The organism is Micromonospora sp. NPDC047644 (genome assembly GCF_040704315.1).
Lineage (GTDB): Bacteria > Actinomycetota > Actinomycetes > Mycobacteriales > Micromonosporaceae > Micromonospora.
Genome location: NZ_JBEYSY010000004.1, coordinates 80,734 through 98,999, shown reverse-complemented (window position 1 = coordinate 98,999; position 18,266 = coordinate 80,734). Strand labels below are relative to the sequence as shown.

Here is an 18,266-nt window from a genome sequence, read left to right as displayed (position 1 = left end):
TGATCCCCAAGTCGCGGCCGGAGGAGTTGGAGGATCCGACCATGCTGACGATGTATTCCACCCCCTGGTGCGGCTATTGCCACCGGTTGAAGTCCCAGCTCGACCGGGAGGGCATCGGGTACGAGGTGGTCGACATCGAGCAGGACCCGAAGGCCGCGGACTTCGTGATGAGCGTCAACGGCGGTAACCAGACGGTGCCGACGCTGCGTTTCGCCGACGGCAGCGCCCTGACGAATCCCTCGATCACCCAGGTGAAGCAGCACCTGGAGACACTCAGCGCCTGATCTGCCGGTTCATTCTCGGTGCGCGGCCGCCCCACCCGGGGCGGCCGCTCGTCGTCTTCGGGAAGCGGCCCCGGTAGCCACCGTCGGTGGGTGCCGGAAGCCCGGGCCGGTCGGCGTCCTCGGCCGGACGGCGGGGTGCCGGAAGCCCGGCCCGGTCGGCGTCCTCGGCCGGACGGCGGGGTGCCGGAAGCGTCGGGCGGGTGGGCGGCGTCGGCGGGCGGGCCCCGGCCGGGGCGCTCAGGTGCCGGCCCCGCCACAGGTAGCTGCCGGCGGCCAGGGTGGCCACCCCGACCAGCGCGAACAGCAGCCGGTAGTCCAGGAACCCGACCAGCAGGGCCCCCGCCCCGATGGAGACCGCCTGCGGCCCGCGGACCACCGCCTGGGTGGCGGCGGCGACCCGGCCGACCAGCGAAGGCGGCGTGCGGCGCTGGATCAGCGTGTGCAGACCCACCATCGTCAGCGGAAGCGAGACCCCGGCCAGCAGCACCGCCGCGAACCCGAGCCACAGATCGGGGAACGCGAGCGCGAGCGCGGCCGGAGAGAAGAAGGCGACCCCGGCGGCCAGCGTCCCGACCTCTCCGAGCCGGCGGACCAGCGTCGGTGAGCAGAGCCCACCGAGCAACCCACCGACGCCCTGCACGGTGAACAGCACCCCCACGAACGCGGCATCCCGGTTCAGCCCCTGGTCGACGTAGGCGAAGATGAGCGACTCGCTGAAGCCCATCACCAGTGACCCGAGCCCGTAGCCGAGCAGGGCCCGCCGCAGGGCCGGCTCACCGGCCAGGTGCCGCAGACCGGCGCCCAGTTCGGCCGGCCACCGCAGCCGGACGGCAGATTGCCGCTGCTGCGGGGTGGGCAGCGCGGTGACCACCGCCGCCGCGATCAGAAATCCGACCATGCCGATCCCGGCCAGCGCCCATCCGCCGAGCGCCGCGTAGAGCGCCGCGCCCACCAGCGGGCCGACAAGTCGAATCCCCTGACGTACGGTCTGCAGAACGCCGTTCGCCTCCCCCAGCAGCTCGATCGGCACCATCTCGCGGATGAGCCCACTGAGCGCCGCCCCGAGCGTGATGGACGCGAGTCCGTACAGGGCCGCCACCAGATAGACGACCCAGACGTCGCCCGCGTCGCGGACGGTGAACAACGGGGCGAGCAGGGCTGCGGTGAACACGTTCGCGGCCACGAAGAACGGTCGGCGCGGGTAACGGTCGACAACCCAGCCGACCAGCGGCGCCAGCGTCATCGGAGCGATGACCGCGAAGATCGTGGCACCGGCCAACCCGTTCGAGCCGGTCAGATCCTTGACCCAGATGGCGAGTGCGAGCAGCAGGATCGACTCGGCGGTCATGCTGGCCAGCAGACCGCCGAAGAGCAGACGGAAGTCGGGTCGGCGCAGGATCGTGCGCATGGGTCCCTCCGGCGGGATGGCGTGCCCGGGTGGGCGAGGTCGACGGGCCGCGACCGCGGGTCCGTCGTTATCCGGCATTCCCGTGGTGCGATTTTCGCAAGACACGCCCTCGCCGGAACCTCCGACACCGGTCGCGCCGTCCATACTGACCGTGGGGGGCGAATTTCATACAGTTACCGTCGCGTCTGCGGCGGTCGACGGGAAAGAGGACACTGTGCCTCCTGCCGCACCCAGCCCGATCCTGCGTCGTCGCCGGTTGGGCATCGAGCTGCGCCGCCTCCGTGAGGCTGCGGGTCTCACCGGCGATCAGGTCATCGAGCGTATCGGTTGGGCCTCCGCGTCCAAACTGTCCCGCTTGGAGAACGGCCGCAGTCGACCGGACCCGCAGGACGTCGGCGACCTGCTCGACCTCTACGGCGCCGACCAGGCGCTGCACGACGAGCTGCTGGGCATCACCAACGAGGCCGGCGACATGCGCGGCTGGTTGAAGAACTTCCCGGTGATGACGCAGCAACAGCGCGGCTGGGCCGAGTTGGAGGCGGGCTGCGCGGAGATCTCCGAGTACAACCCGGTGCTGGTGCCGGGCCTGTTGCAGACCCCCGGGTACGCCCAGCTCCGGATCGTGTCGGCCCGGCAGGTGAACGCGGGCGCGGGCGAGCCGGAGCCCGGCGACGAGCCGGAGACCGAGGTGCAGGCGCGACTGGCCCGCCAGTCGCTGCTGACACGTGAGCCGCACGCTCCCCGCTACACGGCGGTGTTGGAGGAAGCGGCTCTCGGCCGCCGGGCCGGGCCGCCGGAGGTGCTGCACGAACAACTGCTCCAGCTCTGCGAGCTGGCGCTGCTGCCCAACGTGGCCCTGCACGTGCTACCCCGGGACACCCAGATCGGCGATTGGTACCTTCCGCCGACCGCCTTCTCGGTCTATCGGTTCGCCGATCCCCTCGATCCGGAGACATTGGCCATCGAAGGTGGCTTCACCGACGTCATGTCGACCGAGTCAATCACGCTAAATCGCTATAAAGTGGTGTTCGAGTGGCTATGCAAGGCGGCACTTGACGCCTCGGACACCCTCTCCTGGCTGATCGAGGCGACGGGACGGCTGACCGAGGCGACGCCCCCATCCACAGTGGCGTTCGGGCCGGCAACGGCGCCGACCCAACGCCGCCGGGATTCGGGGCGACTGACGGACCGGTGATCCACGGGGGACCTTCCGTCGGGACGTGCGGCACCACTCGTCCCATCGGATCGCTGCACCTCAGGAGCAGAACCATGAACGAAATCCGCAACACGCCGTCCGTCTCCGCCCACTCGTTGGCGGACGCCCCGTGGCGTACCAGCACACGCAGCCAGACCTCCAACTGCGTCGAGGTCGCCCCGCTGGCCACCGGACCGTCGGCGGTCGCCCTGCGCGACAGCAAGGACCGGAGCGGCCCGGTGCTGCTGTTCAATCGCGCGGGATGGCTCGGCTTCATCACCGGAGCGAAGAAGGGCCAGTTCGATCTGAACTGACCTGGTGACTGGTACGGGGCCGTCGGCGCACTGCCGACGGCCCCGTCGCGTCATACCCGCCGACACCGTCGCTCCATGACCCACCGACACCGCCTCTCGGCGACCCGACGACCCCACTGAGCAGGCATCCGCCGATCGGACGAGGCTCGAAACCGATAGGCGCGTTTCAGTTGCTGCGACGAACACGGGGCGTAACATGGCCTCGAGTACGTGGAACTTCCACACTGGCTCATCCGTCGCGGTTCATCCGGAGACCCTCATGCGGTTCCTGATCGTTCGCACCGACATCCGCGCCGTCGCCGACGGGGACATCGCCGCCGCCTGGGCGGACGGCCACCGACTTCGCGACGAGACGACAGCGCCCGAGTCGCGCCGGCAGACCGTGCACGCCGAGAACCGGGACGCCGCGCTGCAACTGGCCCGCGCCCTGGCCACCGTCGGCGCGGTCCGTGCCGGCAAGCAACGGGTCAAGGTCCTCCCGCTGATCGAGTCGCGGCCCGCCTTCCGAGACAGACCGGGCCACACCGGCACCTGATCCCACAGGTCGTCCGTCGTGGTCGGACCGGCTCCCCCGCCGCGTTTGATCGCACCCGCTGACCACGACGGCCCGTGTTCCCGGCCCGTGACCGCCGCGGCAACGGCGGCCACGGGTCGGGACCGTGCTCAGCGGTCCGCGTCCGTCCAGCCGTCCAGCCAGCGGTGGATGAGGAACAGCGCGATCGACGACGGAGGCGGCAGGATCAGCCGGGCACCGTCGCCCACGTCCACCGTCTGCCCGGCCAACGCCGCCCCGATCTCCCGGCGGGTAAACCACCGCGCGTACGCGATCTCGGACGGGTCGACGCGCACCGGCTCGGCCGGGTTGGCGGTGGCCAGGAAGCCCAGCATCAGCGACCCGGGGAACGGCCACGCCTGGCTGCCCACGTACCCGATGCGCTCGACGCCGATGCCCACCTCCTCGCGGACCTCGCGCAGCACAGCCGCCTCCGCCGACTCCCCGGGCTCGACGTAGCCGGCCAGGCAGGAGTAGCGGCGACCACCCGGGGTGCCCTGCCAGGCGGCATTGTTGCCGAGTAGGCAGTGGCCGTCCGGGCCGTCCACGCCGTCATGGACGAGCACGATCATCGCCGGGTCGGTACGCGGCCAGATCCGCCCACCGTTGCGGTCCACCCGGGACCAACCCGCCTCGTCCATCGCGGTCGGCGCGCCGGTGCTCGTCGAGTAACCGTGTCGCGTGTGCCAGTTGACCAGCGCCAACGCGGTGGTGAAGATGCCGGCCTCCCGGTCGGCCAGCAGGTGACCCACCTCCCGGAGGTGGACCGCCCGGGTCCCCGGGATCGCCGGAAGAGGCGCGTCGACAGCGAAGACCGGCACCCCGTCCGGCTCGACACCCAGGAACATCGCCACCGACTCCGACCCGGCGGGCACGTCCGCCGCCCCGAACAGCACCAACGTCGGAGGTGACGTCTCGGTGCGGGCCAGCGTCCGACCCTCGTCGGTCGAGTCGAGCAGCAGCACCCGGGCTCGCAACCACGCCTCGGTCAACCACTGCGGGTCGACCCGCCGGTGCGCGGCCCGATCCAGCGTGGACCGCGCCAACGGCGGCGCCGCCTCCCCGCTCACGTCAGCCCCCCGCTGCGGAGCCCCGGGGCTCGCTCGCTCACGCCAGCGCTCCGCTCGCTCACGCCTGCGGCTCGGTCTGCACCGTGGTCAGCGCGGCCAGCCCCGGGGTTACCCGCTCCGCGTCGCCGAGCACCACGACCGCCGCCCGGGCCGGGGCCAGATAGCGGGCCGCCGCCGCTGCGACGTCGTCGATGCTGGCCTTCGCCAACCTCGCCGCGTATTCGGCGAGGAAGTCCAGACGCAGACCGTTGCCGGCGTACGCGCTGGTCAACGCCGCCAACCCGGCCTGGGTGGACATGCCGAGCTGGAGGGTGCCCAGGGCGTACTGCCGGGCCTGCTCCAACTCCTCGGGCTTCGGCGGCAGCGACGCCAACCGACCCAGCTCGTACGTCGTCTCCAGCAGCGCCGGGCCGGTGACCTCGGTGGCCACGTCGGCGGCGGCGACCAGCACCGACCCGGCGACGGAGTGCTCGATCACCGAGTGCGGGCCGTACGTGTAGCCCTTGTCCTCGCGGATGTTCTCCACCCATCGGGAGGAGAAGTAGCCGCCGAAGATCAGGTTCGCCAGTTGCAGCGGGGCGTGGTCCGGGTCGGTGCGTGACACCGCCGGCAGCGCGATCCGCAACGAGGACTGCACCGAGCCGGGCCGGTCGACCAGCAGCAGCGGCCCCGGCTCCAGTGGCGGGGTCGCCGGCAGTTCGGCCACCCGCCCGGCACCCGACCAGCCACCGAGCGCCCGCTCGGCCGCGTCCAGCGCCTTCTCCGGCTGGACGTCACCGACCAGCACCAACTGCGCGCCGGTCGGGTGGACCCGCTCCGAGTGCAGGGTGCGCAGCGCCGCCGGTCGGACGGCACGGATCTGGCCGGGCTCCGGCGTCTGCGTCGCGTACGGGTGCCGGCCGTAGATCCGCTTGAGCAGCGCCTCCCGGGCCAGGTGCGAGGGCTGGCTCTGGGCCACCTGGATCCGGTCGACGAGTCGGTCCCGTTCGGTGGCCACCTCGTCACCGGGGTAGCTGGCGCCGGTCAGCACCTCGGCCAGCAGCTCCAGCATCCGGTCCAGACCGGTGACCAGGCCGGCGCCGGAGAGCATCAGCCGGTCCGGGTCGACGCCCGCGGAGAGCCCGCCGCCCACCTTCTGCAACTCGGCGGCGATCTGCACGCTGGACATCGACTCGGTGCCGGAGAGCATGGTCTGCGAGAGCATCGCGCCGCGGGCCAGATGGACCCGGCCGAACGGCACCCAGAGCCGCAGTTCGACCAGGGGTACGGCGGGCCGGCGTACGGCGATCACGGTGAGCCCGTTGCGCAGTGTGCGCTCGGCCTGCTTGGGCACCTTGAGCTTGCGGTTCGGCCCGAGCGGCGGCAGCGTACGCGGGTGGGCGGGAGCGGTGGTGACACTCATCGGGCGCCTCCGGCGATGACCTCGATGGCGGCCCGGCGCTCCGGGCGCAGGGTGGCCGCGGCGGCCCGGACCTGCTCCTCGGTGACCTCGCCGACCAGCCGGGGCAGTTCGTTGAGCAGACCCGGTTCGCCGCGTTGCTGCTCCAGCACCGCCATGCGCAGCGCCCGACCGAGCACCGCGTCGGTGTCCCGCAGCAGGTGGGTCGCCATCCGGGCCTGGGTGCGGGCCAGCTCGCCGTCGGTCAGCCCGTCGGTGGCCAGCCGGTCCAGCTCCTCGTCGATAGTGCGCAGCACCTTGTCCACGTCGCCGCCGGGCGGCAGGTGCGCCTGCAACAGCAGCGCGGTGGGGTCGCGGACGTCGAACGGGTCGCCCATGAACCCGAGGTATCCGCCGAGGCTGGTCACCGTGCGGTCCCGCTGCACCAGTCGTTCGACCAGCCGCGACGCGTCGCCGTCGGTGAGCACCTCGGCCAGCACCACGTACGGCAGGTAGCCCGCGAAGTCGGTGACCGGGTCGGGCACGCGCCAGGCGCCGGCCACCGCCGGCAGCGGCGCCAGGGCGTCGGTGTACGAGGTGCGCCGCTCCGCGCTCAGGTCCGGCTCGGTGAAGTCGGGCCGTTGCGGTGCCGGCCGGGCCGGCACGTCGCCGAAGTGCCGGGTGACCAGCTCGGTCGCCTCGGCCACGTCGATGTCCCCGCTGACGGCCAGCACGGCGTTGCCGCTGGCGTAGTAGCGACGGAAGAAGTCCGCGGCGTCGGCGACGGTCGCCGACTCCAGGTCGTCGAAGGAGCCGTAGCCGTCGTGGGCGTTCGGGAAGGTGTCGAACATGACCGGAGGCAGGGTCAGCCAGGGGAAGCCGCCGTACGGCCGGTTGAGCACGTTGACCCGGATCTCCTCCTTGACCACGTCGACCTGGTTACGCAGGTTCTCCTCGGTCAGCCGGGGGCCGCGCATCCGGTCCGCCTCCAGGAACAGCGCGCGTTCCAGCGCGTTGCTCGGCAGCGTCTCGAAGTAGTCGGTGTAGTCCAGGTGGGTGGAGCCGTTGAAGGTGCCCCCCGCGCCCTGCACGTGCCGGAAGTGGGCCAGCTTCTCCAGGTTCTCCGAGCCCTGGAACATCAGGTGCTCGAAGAGGTGGGCGAAGCCGGTACGCCCCTCCGGCTCCGAGCGGATGCCCACGTCGTAGACGACGGCCACCCCGATCACCGGGGCACTGCGATCGGGGGTGAGCACCACCCGCAGGCCGTTGTCGAGGGTGAACCGCTCGACCGGATACTTCGTCGCTGGAATTCTGGATCTCCGCGCCGCCACGGAGTCGACCCTAGCGCGTCGACACCGCCGCCACCCGCGACCTTCCCGGAGCCGCCGCGACCGGGGCTGTCACCAGCGGCAGCACCTCGGCACCGACCCGCTCGGCCTCCTCGCGGTGCGGCCAGCCGGAGAGGATGAACTCGTCGACGCCGAGCGCGGCGTACTCGTCGATTCGGGCCGCGACCTCGGCGTAGCTGCCCACAAGCGCGGTGCCGGCGCCCTCGCGGACCAGGCCGACGCCGGCCCAGAGGTTCGGTGCGACGGTGAGCCCGTCGGTGCGGCCGGCGTTCAGCGCGGCCATCCGGGCCTGCCCCACCGAGTCCATCCGACGGAACCGGGCCTGGGCGGCGGCGATCCGCTCCGGGCACATCCCGGCCAGCAGCCGGTCGGCCTCGGCCCACGCCTCGACGGCGGTCGGACGGGCGATGACGTGCAGCCGGAGGCCGGTGCGCAGGGTGCGGCCCTGCTCTGCGGCGAGCGCCCGGACCCGGGCGACCCGGGCCGCGATCGACGTCGGCGGTTCACCCCACATCAGGTACACGTCGGCCTGCCGGGCGGCCACCGTCTCGGCAGCCGGGGACGCGCCACCGAAGTAGACCGGCGGCGGCGCGGCGAGTGGGGTGGCCAGGCCGCCGCCGTCGACCCGGTAGTGCTGTCCGGCGTAGTCGAACGGCCCGCCGGCCCAGGCACGGCGCAGCACCTCGACGAACTCGCCGGTACGCGCGTAGCGGTCGTCGTGCCCGAGGAAGTCGCCGTACGCCCGCTGCTCGGCCGGGTCGCCCCCGGTCACGATGTTGAGCGAGAGCCGGCCACCCGAGACGGCCTGGAACGCCTCGGCCTGCTGGGCGATCAGGGTGGGCAGCGCGAAACCGGCCCGGACCGCGACCAGCATGCCGAGCCGTTCGGTGTGCTGGGCGACCGCGGCGCAGACGATCCACGGGTCGGGGCAGCCGGCGCCCACCGGGGTGAGAACGGCGGTGAACCCGTTCGTCTCGGCGGCCCGGCCCACCTCGGCCAGGTAGGCCACCGTCGCGGCCCGGTCGTGCGTCGCGGCGCCCGCGGTGACGGTGGCGGCACCGACCTGGTCGCCGTCGCCGGAGGTGGGCAGGAACCAATGGAAGGTCATCGCGAAGCCGCCTCTCTAGCCGGTACCGAACGCCGTTACCCTAGCAAGCTGGTAGGAAATACCGACATAATTGAGATGCGCCGTCCCGCCATGTGGATGGGTCTTGACGCTGACCACAGCCTGGCCCACTCTTCCTACCAACTAAGTAGGAATACTGCGGATTGGATGGACGATGAGACGGCTCCCTCTGCGCCGGTTGGTCACCCTGGCCACCCTCGCCGCCCTCGGAGCGGCGACCCTGGGCAGCACCGCCGCGTGCGGCGACGACAGCGAGGGCGCGGGCGGCAGCTCCGGCCCGGTGACGCTGCGCCTCGGCTACTTCCCCAACATCACCCACGCGCCGGCCGTCGTCGGCGTGGAGAAGGGCATCTTCACCGAGAAGCTCGGCACCAACGTCAAGCTGGACCCGAAGACCTTCAACGCCGGCCCGGCCGCCATCGAAGCGGTCTTCTCCGGTGCGCTGGACGCCACCTACATCGGTCCGAACCCGACGGTGAACGCCTTCTCCAAGTCCAAGGGCGAGGCCGTCCGGGTCATCTCCGGCGCGGCCTCCGGCGGCGTGGCGCTGGTGGTCAAGCCCGGCATCACCGGCGCGCAGGACCTGAAGGGCAAGAAGATCGCCACCCCGCAGCTGGGCAACACCCAGGACGTGGCGATCCGGTACTGGCTCAAGCAGCAGGGCCTGACCACCACCAAGGAGGGCGGCGGCGACGTCAAGATCGTGCCGCAGGAGAACGCCCAGACCATCGAGACGTTCAACAGCGGCGCGATCGACGGCGCCTGGGTGCCCGAGCCGTTCGTCTCCCGCCTGGTCAACGCCGGCGGCAAGGTGCTCGTCGACGAGCGCGACCTGTGGCCGGACAAGAAGTTCGTCATCACCAACCTGCTGGTGAGCACCAAGTTCCTCAAGGCGCACCCGGACGTGGTGCAGAGGCTGGTGGACGGTCAGGTGGCCGCCAACGAGTTCGTCAACACCAAGCCGGACGAGGCGCAGCAGGCCATCTCCGACGCGATCGGCAAGATCACCGGAAAGCCGCTGGACTTGAAGCTCATCAAGCAGGCGTGGCCGACGTTGGAATTCACCAACGACCCGATCTCGTCCTCCCTGAAGGCCGGGCTCGACCACGCCGTCGACGTCGGCCTGACCGAGCCGGTCGACCTCAAGGGCCTGTACGACCTGAAGTACCTCAACAACGCGCTGAAGGCCGCCGGCAAGCCCGAGGTCGTCCAGCCATGACGTCGACCACGACGACGCCGCAGAGCGCGACCACAGCGGTCGCGCTCTCCGGCGTGACAAAGGTGTACGGGCGCGGGGCGAACGCCGTCCTGGCCCTGGACGGGGTGTCGCTGGACGTCGCACCCGGCGAGTTCGTCTGCCTGGTCGGCGCGTCCGGCTGCGGCAAGAGCACCCTGCTCAACCTGGTGGCCGGGCTGGACCGGGTCAGCGGTGGACAGATCGCCCTGGCCGGCGACGTCAACCCGGGCCTGATGTTCCAGGAGCCGGCGCTCTTCCCGTGGCTGACCGTCGACGCCAATGTGGAGGTGCCCCTCAAGCTCCGCCGACTGCCCCGCGCCCAGCGTCGCGAGCGGGTGGCCGAGCTGCTGCGCACCGTCCACCTGGCCGACTTCGGCCGCAAGCGCCCGCACGAACTCTCCGGCGGAATGCGGCAGCGCGTCGCGCTCGCCCGCACGCTGGCCCTGGACACTCCGGTGCTGCTGATGGACGAACCGTTCGGGGCGCTGGACGCGATGACCCGCGACATCCTGCACGACGAGCTGGAACGGATCTGGTCCGAGCGCAAGCTCTCGGTGCTCTTCGTGACGCACAACGTCCGCGAGGCGGCCCGGCTGGCCGACCGGATCATCCTGCTCTCCAGCCGACCCGGCCGGATCATCTACTCCACCGAGGTGAACATCCCGCGCCCTCGCCGGATCGACTCCCCCGAGGTCGCCGCCATCGCCGCCGAGGTCACCGAGCGGCTCCGTACGGAGGTGGGCCGCCATGGCCGGTGACACCCTCACCAGTTCGGCGCGTACCGACGCGGAGATCACCGGCCTCGACGCGCTGGAGATCGCCGGTCGGGACAAGGAGGTCTCCCGGGGCGCCCGGATCTGGGCGGCCACCTGGCCCAAGCTCGCCGCCCTGGCCATCGCCATCGGGATCTGGCAGGCCGTGGTCTGGACCGGGTGGAAGGACCCGTGGGCTCTGCCTGGCCCAGGGCCGGTCTTTGCCGATCTCGCCGACTACTTCCTCAGTCAGGCGCTCTGGGACGGGCTGGCCACCACGGCACGGCGTGCGGTGATCGGCTTTGCCGCCGCGGTAGCCGTCGGGCTGCTGCTCGGCCTCGGCGTCTCTCGGTCGAAGGTGCTCCGGGCCGCCATCGGGTCCATGATCACGGCATTGCAGACGATGCCGTCGATTGCCTGGTTCCCGCTGGCGATCCTGCTGTTCGAACTCAGCGAACAGGCGATCTTCTTTGTGGTGGTGCTCGGTGCCGCGCCGTCCATCGCCAACGGCGTCATCCATGGGGTGGACTATGTCCCGCCGCTGCTGCAGCGCGCCGGCCGCAACCTGGGTGCCCGAGGCCTCAACCTGTACCGATACGTCATCGCTCCCGCCGCGCTGCCCGCGATCGTCGCCGGCCTCAAGCAGGGCTGGGCCTTCGCGTGGCGCAGCCTGATGGCCGGTGAACTGCTCGTGGTCATCGCCGCCCGGACGTCGATCGGCGCTCAGCTGACCTACGCCAGGGACTTCTCGGACGCGGAACGACTGATGGCCATCATGATCGTCATCCTGGTCGTCGGGCTCCTCGTGGACACCGCGTTCGGCGCTGCGGACAAGGCGATCCGGCGGCGTTGGGGCGTGCTGGACCAGGCTGGTCAGTGACGTGTTCGTCTCCGCGCGCAGCGACTACGCGCTCCGGGCGATGCTCGCCGTCGCCGCCGCCGCCGGTGGTGGTGGCGGCGACGGCGGCGGCGGCGATCGGGTCGGCGAGTTGGCGAAGGCGGCCAGCCTGGCCGAGGTGCAGGACATCCCGCTCAGCTTCCTGCAGGGCATCCTGCTGGATCTGCGCCGGGCCGGTCTGCTGCACAGCCATCGCGGCGCCGACGGCGGGTACGCGCTGACCCGCCCAGCCGACGAGATCACCGTCGGCGACGTGCTGCGGGCGGTCGGCGGGTCGCTCACCACGGTGCGCGGCCTGCCGGCCGAGCGGGCCGGCTATCACGGAGTGGCCGCCGGGCTCACCGACGTCTGGCTGGCGGTGCACGGGGCGATCGCCACCGTGGTCGACAGCACCACCCTGGCCGACCTGCTCACCCACGCCCCCGCCAATCCCACCCCCACCCCCACACCCCCCGCCTAGCCCCACCCACTCGCCCCCGCCTCGCCCCCGCCTCGCCCCCCGCCCCACCCCGCGCCCTGTCCCGCCCCGCCCTGCCCCACCCCGCCTCGCGATCTTGCACTTGCTGTCGTGGCATAAGGGCTATAAGCGCCCATACCGGCAACAGAAACTGCAAGATCGACGCAATGGGTGCTGTCGGCGCGGTAGGTGCTGGGTCGGCGCGGGGGTGTGGGTGGCGCGGAGAGTGTGGAGGGTGCGGCGGTCAGGGTGGGGATGTGGGGTGATGTGGTCGGGTCGGTGCCCCGCCGACCCGACCACACCTCGTACCGATCCTGACCGGGCCTGCCCCTCCGCCGGCGCCGGTAGGCCGGTCGCCGCTCAGCCCGCGTGTGCGGTCGCCGGGCCGAGGCCCGGGTCGCCGGGACTGCGCAGCTCCACCAGACCGGCGGGAGCGTTACCCGCCGGGGTGGCATGCCAGGGCGCGAAGGCCGCAACCATGGCGAGCAACAACCCGGCGAGCGCGACCGCGACCACCAGGATCAGTTCACGCAGCGCGCCCGAGCCGGCTTCGCCCGCCATGGTCACCCCTCCCGAGCCGGGCCCCCCGCCCGACTTCCCCCCGTCGGTCAGCCTCGACCACGACCGACCGGGGCGCAGTCGGCCAGCCGACCCGGAAGAGGCTGATTACCGACTCAGCGGAGGGGGCCACCCGGCGTGGCCGGCTGACCGGTCGGGCCGTGCTGACAGCCGACCGGCCGGGATCGCCGCGCAGACAGAACCGACCCGCCCCACCGAAGCGGGACGGGTCGGTCGACGCGCAGAGATCAGACGGTACGGGGGCGACGCGGTCGACGGGACCGGCCCGACGCGCGGTGCGCCGGGCGGGCGCCACCGTCGGCGGTCGAGCCGCCGGAGGTACGGGCCCGGGAGGCGGGCGCCGGCGGCGCGACGATGGTCACCGGCACACCGGACGGCTCGCGGGCACCGGTCACCCGGGCCAGCGCTCCGTCACCCGCGCGCACCTGGACCGACTCGGGCCGGATACCGGCGGTGGCCATCAGGCGGGACACGTCCCGGCGCTGCTCCGGCAGGACCAGGGTCACCACGGAACCCGACTCGCCAGCCCGGGCGGTACGACCGCCGCGGTGCAGGTAGTCCTTCGCCTCGGTCGGCGGGTCCACGTTGACCACCATGTCCAGACCGTCCACGTGGATGCCACGGGCCGCCACGTCGGTGGCGACCAGGGCGGTCACCTGACCGTTGCGGAACTGCTCCAGGATCCGGGTGCGCTGCGGCTGGGACTTGCCGCCGTGCAGCGCGGCCGCGCGTACGCCCTTGGCGAGCAGCTGACGGGCCAGCCGGTCGGCGCGGTGCTTGGTGCCCATGAACAGGATGGTGCGGCCCTCACGAGCGGCGATCCGGGTCAACGCGTCGGGCTTGTCCGCGGCGTCGACGTGCAGCACGTGGTGGGTCATCGCGGTGACCGTCGCGGTGCCCGGGTCGACCGAGTGGGTGACCGGGTTGCTCAGGAAGCGGCGGACCAGCCGGTCCACACCGCCGTCCAGCGTCGCGGAGAAGAGCATCCGCTGCCCCTGCGGCGCGACCTGCTCCAGCAGCTTGGTGACCTGCGGCAGGAAACCCATGTCGGCCATCTGGTCGGCCTCGTCGAGCACGGTGATCTCGACCTGGTCGAGCCGGGCGTCGCCACGGTTGATCAGATCGTGCAGCCGACCGGGGGTGGCGACGACAACCTCGGCGCCGGCGCGCAGGGCGTCCGCCTGCCGCTGCAGGGACAGGCCGCCGACCACTGTGGCGCAGCGCAGCCCGACGGCGCGGGCGTACGGGGCGAGGGCGGTGGTGACCTGCTGAGCCAGCTCGCGGGTCGGCACCAGCACCAGGGCCAGCGGGCGGCCCGGCCGCGCCTTACGGCCGGCGGTGCGGGACAGCAGCGGGAGCCCGAAGGCGAGGGTCTTGCCGGAGCCGGTACGACCCCGGCCCAGCACGTCCCGGCCGGCGAGCGAGTCGGGCAGCGTCGCCGACTGGATCGGGAACGGCTCGGTGATGCCCTGCCCGGTCAGCGCGGTGAGCAGCGCCGGCGCCAGACCGGTATGAGCGAAAGAAGAGACAACTGTGGTCATGCGGAAGCCTTCCTCGACGCGGCACGTGTCGAGGGAGGGCGCCGAAGTCGGCGCTGTCACCAGCGGAGAAAGGCCGCCAGGACTCACAAGCACGAACCGAAAGGGAGTACAGGCCGGCCCGCCTCCGGGCTGCCGCCTGCGTGGGCAGGCGGCAGCGGGGCGGGCCGGTCCCGTCACCGTCACACCCGGAGGGCGCGACAGGTAATGCTGACCGATCCGAAGATCAGAGCGGGCGGATGTTCTCCGCCTGCGGGCCCTTCTGGCCCTGGGTCACCTCGAACTCGACCCGCTGGTTCTCGTCCAGGCTCCGGTAGCCGGAGGACTGGATCGCCGAGAAGTGGGCGAAAACGTCGGCGCCGCCGCCGTCGGGGGTGATGAAGCCGAAGCCCTTGTCAGCGTTGAACCACTTCACGGTGCCAATAGCCATGTGTTTCGTCTCCTTGACGGAACGTCGGACACGCACGTGTTGCGTGCCCGAAGAGGAGCGCTCCGCGCGGGGATGCGCGAATCGCCTGTCGCTTCTGGTCGCCCCGCCCGGAGAACTCCGGACACAACAAAGAGCGCCTGGGGCCACAATCCCGCCAGGCGCACACAGAGTCTCTGGTAACCAAAACTGCAACCCGGTCAACCTACCACGGTTTTCCCCGCAGTGGTCAATGTTGGGCGGAATCCTCGGGCAACTGGGCGATCATGGCGGTGAGGCCGGTCACATCCAGCAGGTCGGCGGGCCGGACGGTGACCCCGTGGCGGACGTAGTGGAACGCCGCGCCCACCCGGTCGACCGGCACGCCGGCCAACTCCGCCCAGGCCAGCCGGTATACCGCCAGCTGCACGGCGGCCACGTCGGCTGCCGGCCCGGTGGGCTGCGCGCCGGTCTTCCAGTCGACCACGTCGAACCGGCCACCCGGCCGGGCGAAGACCGCGTCCATCCGGCCCCGCACCACCACTGCGGCGATCACCGTGGCGAAGGGCACCTCCACCTCCACCGGTGACCGGTCGGCCCACTCGCTGGCCAGGAACCGCTCCTGAAGCTCGACCAGCGCCTCGTCGGGTGCGGCGTCGGCGTCGGCCGCGCCGGGCAGCTCGTCCAGGTCCAACAGGCGGTCGGCGCCGAAACGCTGCTCCAACCAGGCGTGGAAGGCGGTGCCTCGACGGGCGTACGGGTTGGGTTCGGCTGGCACCGGACGACGGAGCGTACGGGCCAATGCCGCCGGATCACGCCGCAGCGCTACCAGCTGGGTGACGCTCAGCGCCCCGGGCAGCGCCACCTCGACCGCACCGGAGAGCCGGGTCAGCTCGGCGCGTTCCGCCAACAGCAGGTCCGCCTCGCGCTGCCAGCGTGCCACCTCCGGATCCACCGGCTCGACCGGCTCGCCTGACTCGACCGCCGAGCCGATCGGCGTCACCGGACCGGCGAGCACCGGCCCGGCCGACACAGGGAGCACCGGCCCGACCGGCCCGGGGAGCGCCGCCGCCGGACCGTCGGCCATCAGGCGACGTACCAGCCCGGCCGCCTCGGCCAACGCCGGCCGGCGACCGCCCAGCGGGTCGGCCGGCCACTCCGCGCGGAGCACCACCTCGGCCGTGGGGTTCGTCGCGTCCGGGGTCGGCTCCGGCGCCCACGCGTCGATCAGGTGCCCCGGCCCGCCGTCGAGGCAGGCGTCGTACACCTCACGCAGGAAGACCGACGGACCTCGCGGCCGCTTCGTGCCCTCTCCCCACCAGTAACCGGAGCAGAGCAGCAGCCGGCGGGGCCGGGTGACCGCCACGTACGTCAGCCGGCGTTCCTCGCGCTCGTCGTGGGCCCGCCACGCGTCGGTGAAGTCGGTGACCGCCCGCGCCACGGCCCGCTGGTCCCCCGCCTCGTCGAGCGCCAACTCGGGCAGCCCGTCGGCGTCGCCGCGCAGCGGGAACGGCAGTACGCCCAGCCCACCCAGCCAGTGATCCGAGTTGCGCACCGGCCCCGGCCACGACCCCCGGCAGAGCCCGGCCACCGCCACGACGTCCCACTCCAGGCCCTTGGCGGCGTGCGCGGTGACCACCTGCACCGCGCCCTCCACCACCTCGACCTCGCCCGGCGCCAGACCGCGCTCCTCGTCCTCCGCGGCGGCCAGGTAGGACAGGAACCCGGACAGGGTCGCGCCGGGCGTCTCCCCGCTGAACCGGGCCGCCACGTCGCCGAGCGCGTCCAGATGCCCCCGAGCCAGGCCCGCGTCGCCGGCGCCGTCCCGGCCGGCCCGCACCGCGACCTCCACGTCCAGGCCGATGGTCCGCTCGATGTCCGCGATGAGGTCCGGCAGCGCCTGGTCCAGCCGGTAGCGCAGCAGCGCCAACTCCCGGCCGTACGCGCGCAGCCGCGCGAACCCTTCGGCCGAGTACGCCTGCGCCGGCCCGAGGTCCGCCAACGCCTCCACCAGCGTCGCCTCGTCCAACAGGTCGGGGCTGATCTCGGAGTCCTCGTCGGCGGCCACCTGCCGCCGGGCCTTCGCGATGGCCCGAGCCCGCCGGTGCAGGGCCACCAGGTCACGTGGCCCGATCCGCCAACGGGCGCCGGTGAGCAACCGCAGCAGCGCGGCGCCATCGGTCGGGTCGGCCAGGACCCGCAGCGTGCAGACCACGTCACGGACCTCGGGGGTGTCCAGCAGGCCGCCCAGCCCGACCACCTCGACCGGCAGGCCCCGCTCACGCAGCGCCGACTCGATCGCCGGAATCTGGCTGCGCACCCGGACCAGCACGGCCGTCGTCGGGCGGCGCTCCACCGGGATGTGTTCCGGGGCCGCGCCCGGCATCCCGGCCGCGCCACGCCAGGCGGCGAGCACGCTGTCGGCGATCCAGGCGGCCTCGTCGGCGTACGTGGTCAGCATCGCGCAGTGCACGGTGCCGCCGGCCGTGCCGCCCGGGCTGCGATGCGGGATCGGGTCCCGGACGGTCAGCGCGGAGCGCAGCTCCGGCACCCGGGCACCCGCCGCCCGCAGCGGGGTGGAGAGCGCGTTCGCCACCCGGAGGATCTCCGGGCGGTTGCGCCAACTCGTGGTGAGCCCCAGTGCCGGGGCCGGCTCACCGTCGGCGCGGGCGAACTCGGTGGGGAACCGGTCCAGGGTGCCCGCGCTGGCCCCCCGCCAGCCGTAGATCGACTGGCACGGGTCGCCCACCGCGGTCACCGGGTGCCCGCCACCGAACAGCGCGTTGAGCAACACCACCTGTGCGTGGCTGGTGTCCTGGTACTCGTCGAGCAGCACCACCCGGAAGCGGTCCCGCTCGATCACGCCGACCCCCGGGTGGTCCCGGGCCACCCGGGCCGCCCGGGCGAGCTGGTCGGCGAAGTCCATCGCCTCGAAGTCCTCCTTGCGCCGGGCGTACGCCCGCACCAGCGGCAACAGGCGCAACCGGGTCTGCTGGAGGGTGAGCGCCTTACGCACGTCGGCGTACACCCGACCCGGCCGGGACTGCACCTCGGCGAAGAACCGACCGGTCCAGGCCGCCAGGTCGTCCGGCGCGACCAGATGCTCGTCCAGCTCCCCGGCCAGCGCCAGCACCGCGTCGGTGATGGTGCTCGGCATCCGGTCCACCTCGGACATGTCGCCGTCGTAGTTGCGCACCAACAGGTCGACCAACTGCCAGCGGGATGCCTCGGTGAGCAGCCGGGTGGACGGCTCGTAGCCGGCCCGCAGCCCGTGCTCGGTGACGATCCGGCCCGCGTACGAGTGGTAGGTGGAGACGGTGGGTTCACCCGCGAGCGGATCGTCCAGCGGGTCCCGCCCCTGCCGGCCGAGTCGGCGGATCAGCTGGTCGAGCCGGGTTCGTACCCGATGGGCCAGCTCGCCGGCCGCCTTGCGGGTGAAGGTCAGCCCGAGGATCTGCTCCGGCCGCACGTACGAGTTGGCCACCAGCCAGACCACCCGGGCGGCCATCGTCTCGGTCTTGCCCGACCCCGCGCCCGCGACCACCAGCAGCGGCTCCACCGGGGCGGCGATGATCGCGGCCTGCTCCCGGGTGGGCGCCGGCAACCGCAGTAGCTTGGCCAGCTCAACCGGTGTGTACCGGGGACCGGAGTCCGCGAGTCGGGGCGTCGGCGCGGGACCCGCGCCGAACAGGGTGGGCTGACTCACCGTGCCGTCTCAGTTC

16 protein-coding genes and 1 pseudogene are annotated in these 18,266 nt (G+C 72.4%); 8 read left to right on the top strand and 9 right to left on the bottom strand.

Annotated features, from left to right (window positions below; genetic code table 11):
* Positions 1 to 41 precede the first annotated feature (41 nt).
* Entirely contained in the window at positions 42 to 284 is a 243-nt protein-coding gene (locus AB0877_RS08250; protein ID WP_366607840.1) for a mycoredoxin, read from the top strand.
* A gap of 235 nt (positions 285 to 519) precedes the next feature.
* Here the strand turns inward: AB0877_RS08250 and AB0877_RS08245 are convergent.
* Positions 520 to 1,692: pseudogene (locus AB0877_RS08245) on the bottom strand (MFS transporter); the annotation flags it as partial.
* 214 nt (positions 1,693 to 1,906) lie between these two features.
* Here AB0877_RS08245 and AB0877_RS08240 point away from each other — a divergent pair.
* The 3 genes from AB0877_RS08240 to AB0877_RS08230 all read left to right on the top strand — a co-directional run bounded on the left by AB0877_RS08240 (position 1,907) and on the right by AB0877_RS08230 (position 3,736).
* Positions 1,907 to 2,887 (top strand): helix-turn-helix transcriptional regulator, encoded by a 981-nt coding sequence (locus AB0877_RS08240; RefSeq protein ID WP_366607838.1) that lies wholly within the window; start codon positions 1,907 to 1,909, stop codon positions 2,885 to 2,887.
* A gap of 74 nt (positions 2,888 to 2,961) precedes the next feature.
* On the top strand, positions 2,962 to 3,201 hold the full coding sequence (locus AB0877_RS08235) for a DUF397 domain-containing protein (protein ID WP_366607836.1): 240 nt from the start codon (positions 2,962 to 2,964) through the stop codon (positions 3,199 to 3,201).
* A 259-nt stretch (positions 3,202 to 3,460) separates the two neighbouring features.
* The gene (locus tag AB0877_RS08230) at positions 3,461 to 3,736 is read left to right on the top strand and encodes a hypothetical protein (protein ID WP_366607834.1); all 276 of its coding nucleotides are present in this window, start codon (positions 3,461 to 3,463) and stop codon (positions 3,734 to 3,736) included.
* A 128-nt stretch (positions 3,737 to 3,864) separates the two neighbouring features.
* On the opposite strand, the gene nudC is transcribed toward AB0877_RS08230, so the two are convergent.
* From nudC to AB0877_RS08210, 4 genes are read right to left on the bottom strand one after another with little or no spacing between them, the layout of a single operon-like run.
* Positions 3,865 to 4,824 carry an NAD(+) diphosphatase gene (nudC, locus tag AB0877_RS08225; protein WP_366607832.1) on the bottom strand — a complete coding sequence of 320 codons (960 nt, stop codon included), beginning with the start codon at positions 4,822 to 4,824 and terminating at the stop codon, positions 3,865 to 3,867.
* Positions 4,825 to 4,882: 58 nt separating this feature from the next.
* Positions 4,883 to 6,226 (bottom strand): pitrilysin family protein, encoded by a 1,344-nt coding sequence (locus tag AB0877_RS08220; protein WP_366607830.1) that lies wholly within the window; start codon positions 6,224 to 6,226, stop codon positions 4,883 to 4,885.
* Positions 6,223 to 7,533 (bottom strand): pitrilysin family protein, encoded by a 1,311-nt coding sequence (locus AB0877_RS08215; protein ID WP_238662768.1) that lies wholly within the window; start codon positions 7,531 to 7,533, stop codon positions 6,223 to 6,225. Before AB0877_RS08215 ends, AB0877_RS08220 begins: the two co-directional genes overlap by 4 nt.
* A gap of 10 nt (positions 7,534 to 7,543) precedes the next feature.
* A complete protein-coding gene (locus tag AB0877_RS08210; RefSeq protein ID WP_366607828.1) occupies positions 7,544 to 8,659 on the bottom strand; it encodes an LLM class flavin-dependent oxidoreductase in 1,116 nt (371 codons plus the stop codon).
* 172 nt (positions 8,660 to 8,831) lie between these two features.
* Between AB0877_RS08210 and AB0877_RS08205 the strand changes: the two genes are divergently transcribed.
* From AB0877_RS08205 to AB0877_RS08190, 4 genes are read left to right on the top strand one after another with little or no spacing between them, the layout of a single operon-like run.
* Entirely contained in the window at positions 8,832 to 9,896 is a 1,065-nt protein-coding gene (locus AB0877_RS08205) for an ABC transporter substrate-binding protein (RefSeq protein WP_366607826.1), read from the top strand.
* Positions 9,893 to 10,672 (top strand): ABC transporter ATP-binding protein, encoded by a 780-nt coding sequence (locus AB0877_RS08200; protein ID WP_366607824.1) that lies wholly within the window; start codon positions 9,893 to 9,895, stop codon positions 10,670 to 10,672. The genes AB0877_RS08205 and AB0877_RS08200 overlap by 4 nt, the downstream gene beginning before the upstream one ends.
* The gene (locus tag AB0877_RS08195; RefSeq protein ID WP_366607822.1) at positions 10,662 to 11,546 is read left to right on the top strand and encodes an ABC transporter permease; all 885 of its coding nucleotides are present in this window, start codon (positions 10,662 to 10,664) and stop codon (positions 11,544 to 11,546) included. The genes AB0877_RS08200 and AB0877_RS08195 overlap by 11 nt, the downstream gene beginning before the upstream one ends.
* A gap of 1 nt (position 11,547) precedes the next feature.
* Complete coding sequence (locus AB0877_RS08190) at positions 11,548 to 12,024, top strand: Rrf2 family transcriptional regulator (protein ID WP_366607820.1); 477 nt, start codon at positions 11,548 to 11,550, stop codon at positions 12,022 to 12,024.
* Between the two features lie 357 nt (positions 12,025 to 12,381).
* Here AB0877_RS08190 and AB0877_RS08185 read toward each other — a convergent pair whose 3' ends face one another.
* The 4 genes from AB0877_RS08185 to AB0877_RS08170 form a co-directional block, all read right to left on the bottom strand.
* The gene (locus tag AB0877_RS08185; protein WP_366607818.1) at positions 12,382 to 12,582 is read right to left on the bottom strand and encodes a hypothetical protein; all 201 of its coding nucleotides are present in this window, start codon (positions 12,580 to 12,582) and stop codon (positions 12,382 to 12,384) included.
* Between the two features lie 245 nt (positions 12,583 to 12,827).
* The gene (locus AB0877_RS08180; protein ID WP_366607816.1) at positions 12,828 to 14,141 is read right to left on the bottom strand and encodes a DEAD/DEAH box helicase; all 1,314 of its coding nucleotides are present in this window, start codon (positions 14,139 to 14,141) and stop codon (positions 12,828 to 12,830) included.
* 223 nt (positions 14,142 to 14,364) lie between these two features.
* Positions 14,365 to 14,568: a cold-shock protein gene (locus tag AB0877_RS08175; RefSeq protein WP_007464836.1), complete on the bottom strand. Its 204-nt coding sequence runs from the start codon at positions 14,566 to 14,568 to the stop codon at positions 14,365 to 14,367.
* A gap of 226 nt (positions 14,569 to 14,794) precedes the next feature.
* Complete coding sequence (locus tag AB0877_RS08170; RefSeq protein WP_366607814.1) at positions 14,795 to 18,250, bottom strand: UvrD-helicase domain-containing protein; 3,456 nt, start codon at positions 18,248 to 18,250, stop codon at positions 14,795 to 14,797.
* Between the last annotated feature and the right edge of the window lie 16 nt (positions 18,251 to 18,266).

What these genes read in the sequence shown, in the direction of transcription:
- AB0877_RS08250 (WP_366607840.1), top strand. Translation starts at nt 42, where the DNA reads ATGCTGACGATGTATTCCACCCCCTGGTGCGGCTATTGCCACCGGTTG.
- AB0877_RS08235 (WP_366607836.1), top strand. Translation starts at nt 2,962, where the DNA reads ATGAACGAAATCCGCAACACGCCGTCCGTCTCCGCCCACTCGTTGGCG.
- AB0877_RS08230 (WP_366607834.1), top strand. Translation starts at nt 3,461, where the DNA reads ATGCGGTTCCTGATCGTTCGCACCGACATCCGCGCCGTCGCCGACGGG.
- AB0877_RS08220 (WP_366607830.1), bottom strand. Translation starts at nt 6,226, where the DNA reads ATGAGTGTCACCACCGCTCCCGCCCACCCGCGTACGCTGCCGCCGCTC.
- AB0877_RS08210 (WP_366607828.1), bottom strand. Translation starts at nt 8,659, where the DNA reads ATGACCTTCCATTGGTTCCTGCCCACCTCCGGCGACGGCGACCAGGTC.
- AB0877_RS08205 (WP_366607826.1), top strand. Translation starts at nt 8,832, where the DNA reads ATGAGACGGCTCCCTCTGCGCCGGTTGGTCACCCTGGCCACCCTCGCC.
- AB0877_RS08200 (WP_366607824.1), top strand. Translation starts at nt 9,893, where the DNA reads ATGACGTCGACCACGACGACGCCGCAGAGCGCGACCACAGCGGTCGCG.
- AB0877_RS08195 (WP_366607822.1), top strand. Translation starts at nt 10,662, where the DNA reads ATGGCCGGTGACACCCTCACCAGTTCGGCGCGTACCGACGCGGAGATC.
- AB0877_RS08185 (WP_366607818.1), bottom strand. Translation starts at nt 12,582, where the DNA reads ATGGCGGGCGAAGCCGGCTCGGGCGCGCTGCGTGAACTGATCCTGGTG.
- AB0877_RS08180 (WP_366607816.1), bottom strand. Translation starts at nt 14,141, where the DNA reads ATGACCACAGTTGTCTCTTCTTTCGCTCATACCGGTCTGGCGCCGGCG.
- AB0877_RS08175 (WP_007464836.1), bottom strand. Translation starts at nt 14,568, where the DNA reads ATGGCTATTGGCACCGTGAAGTGGTTCAACGCTGACAAGGGCTTCGGC.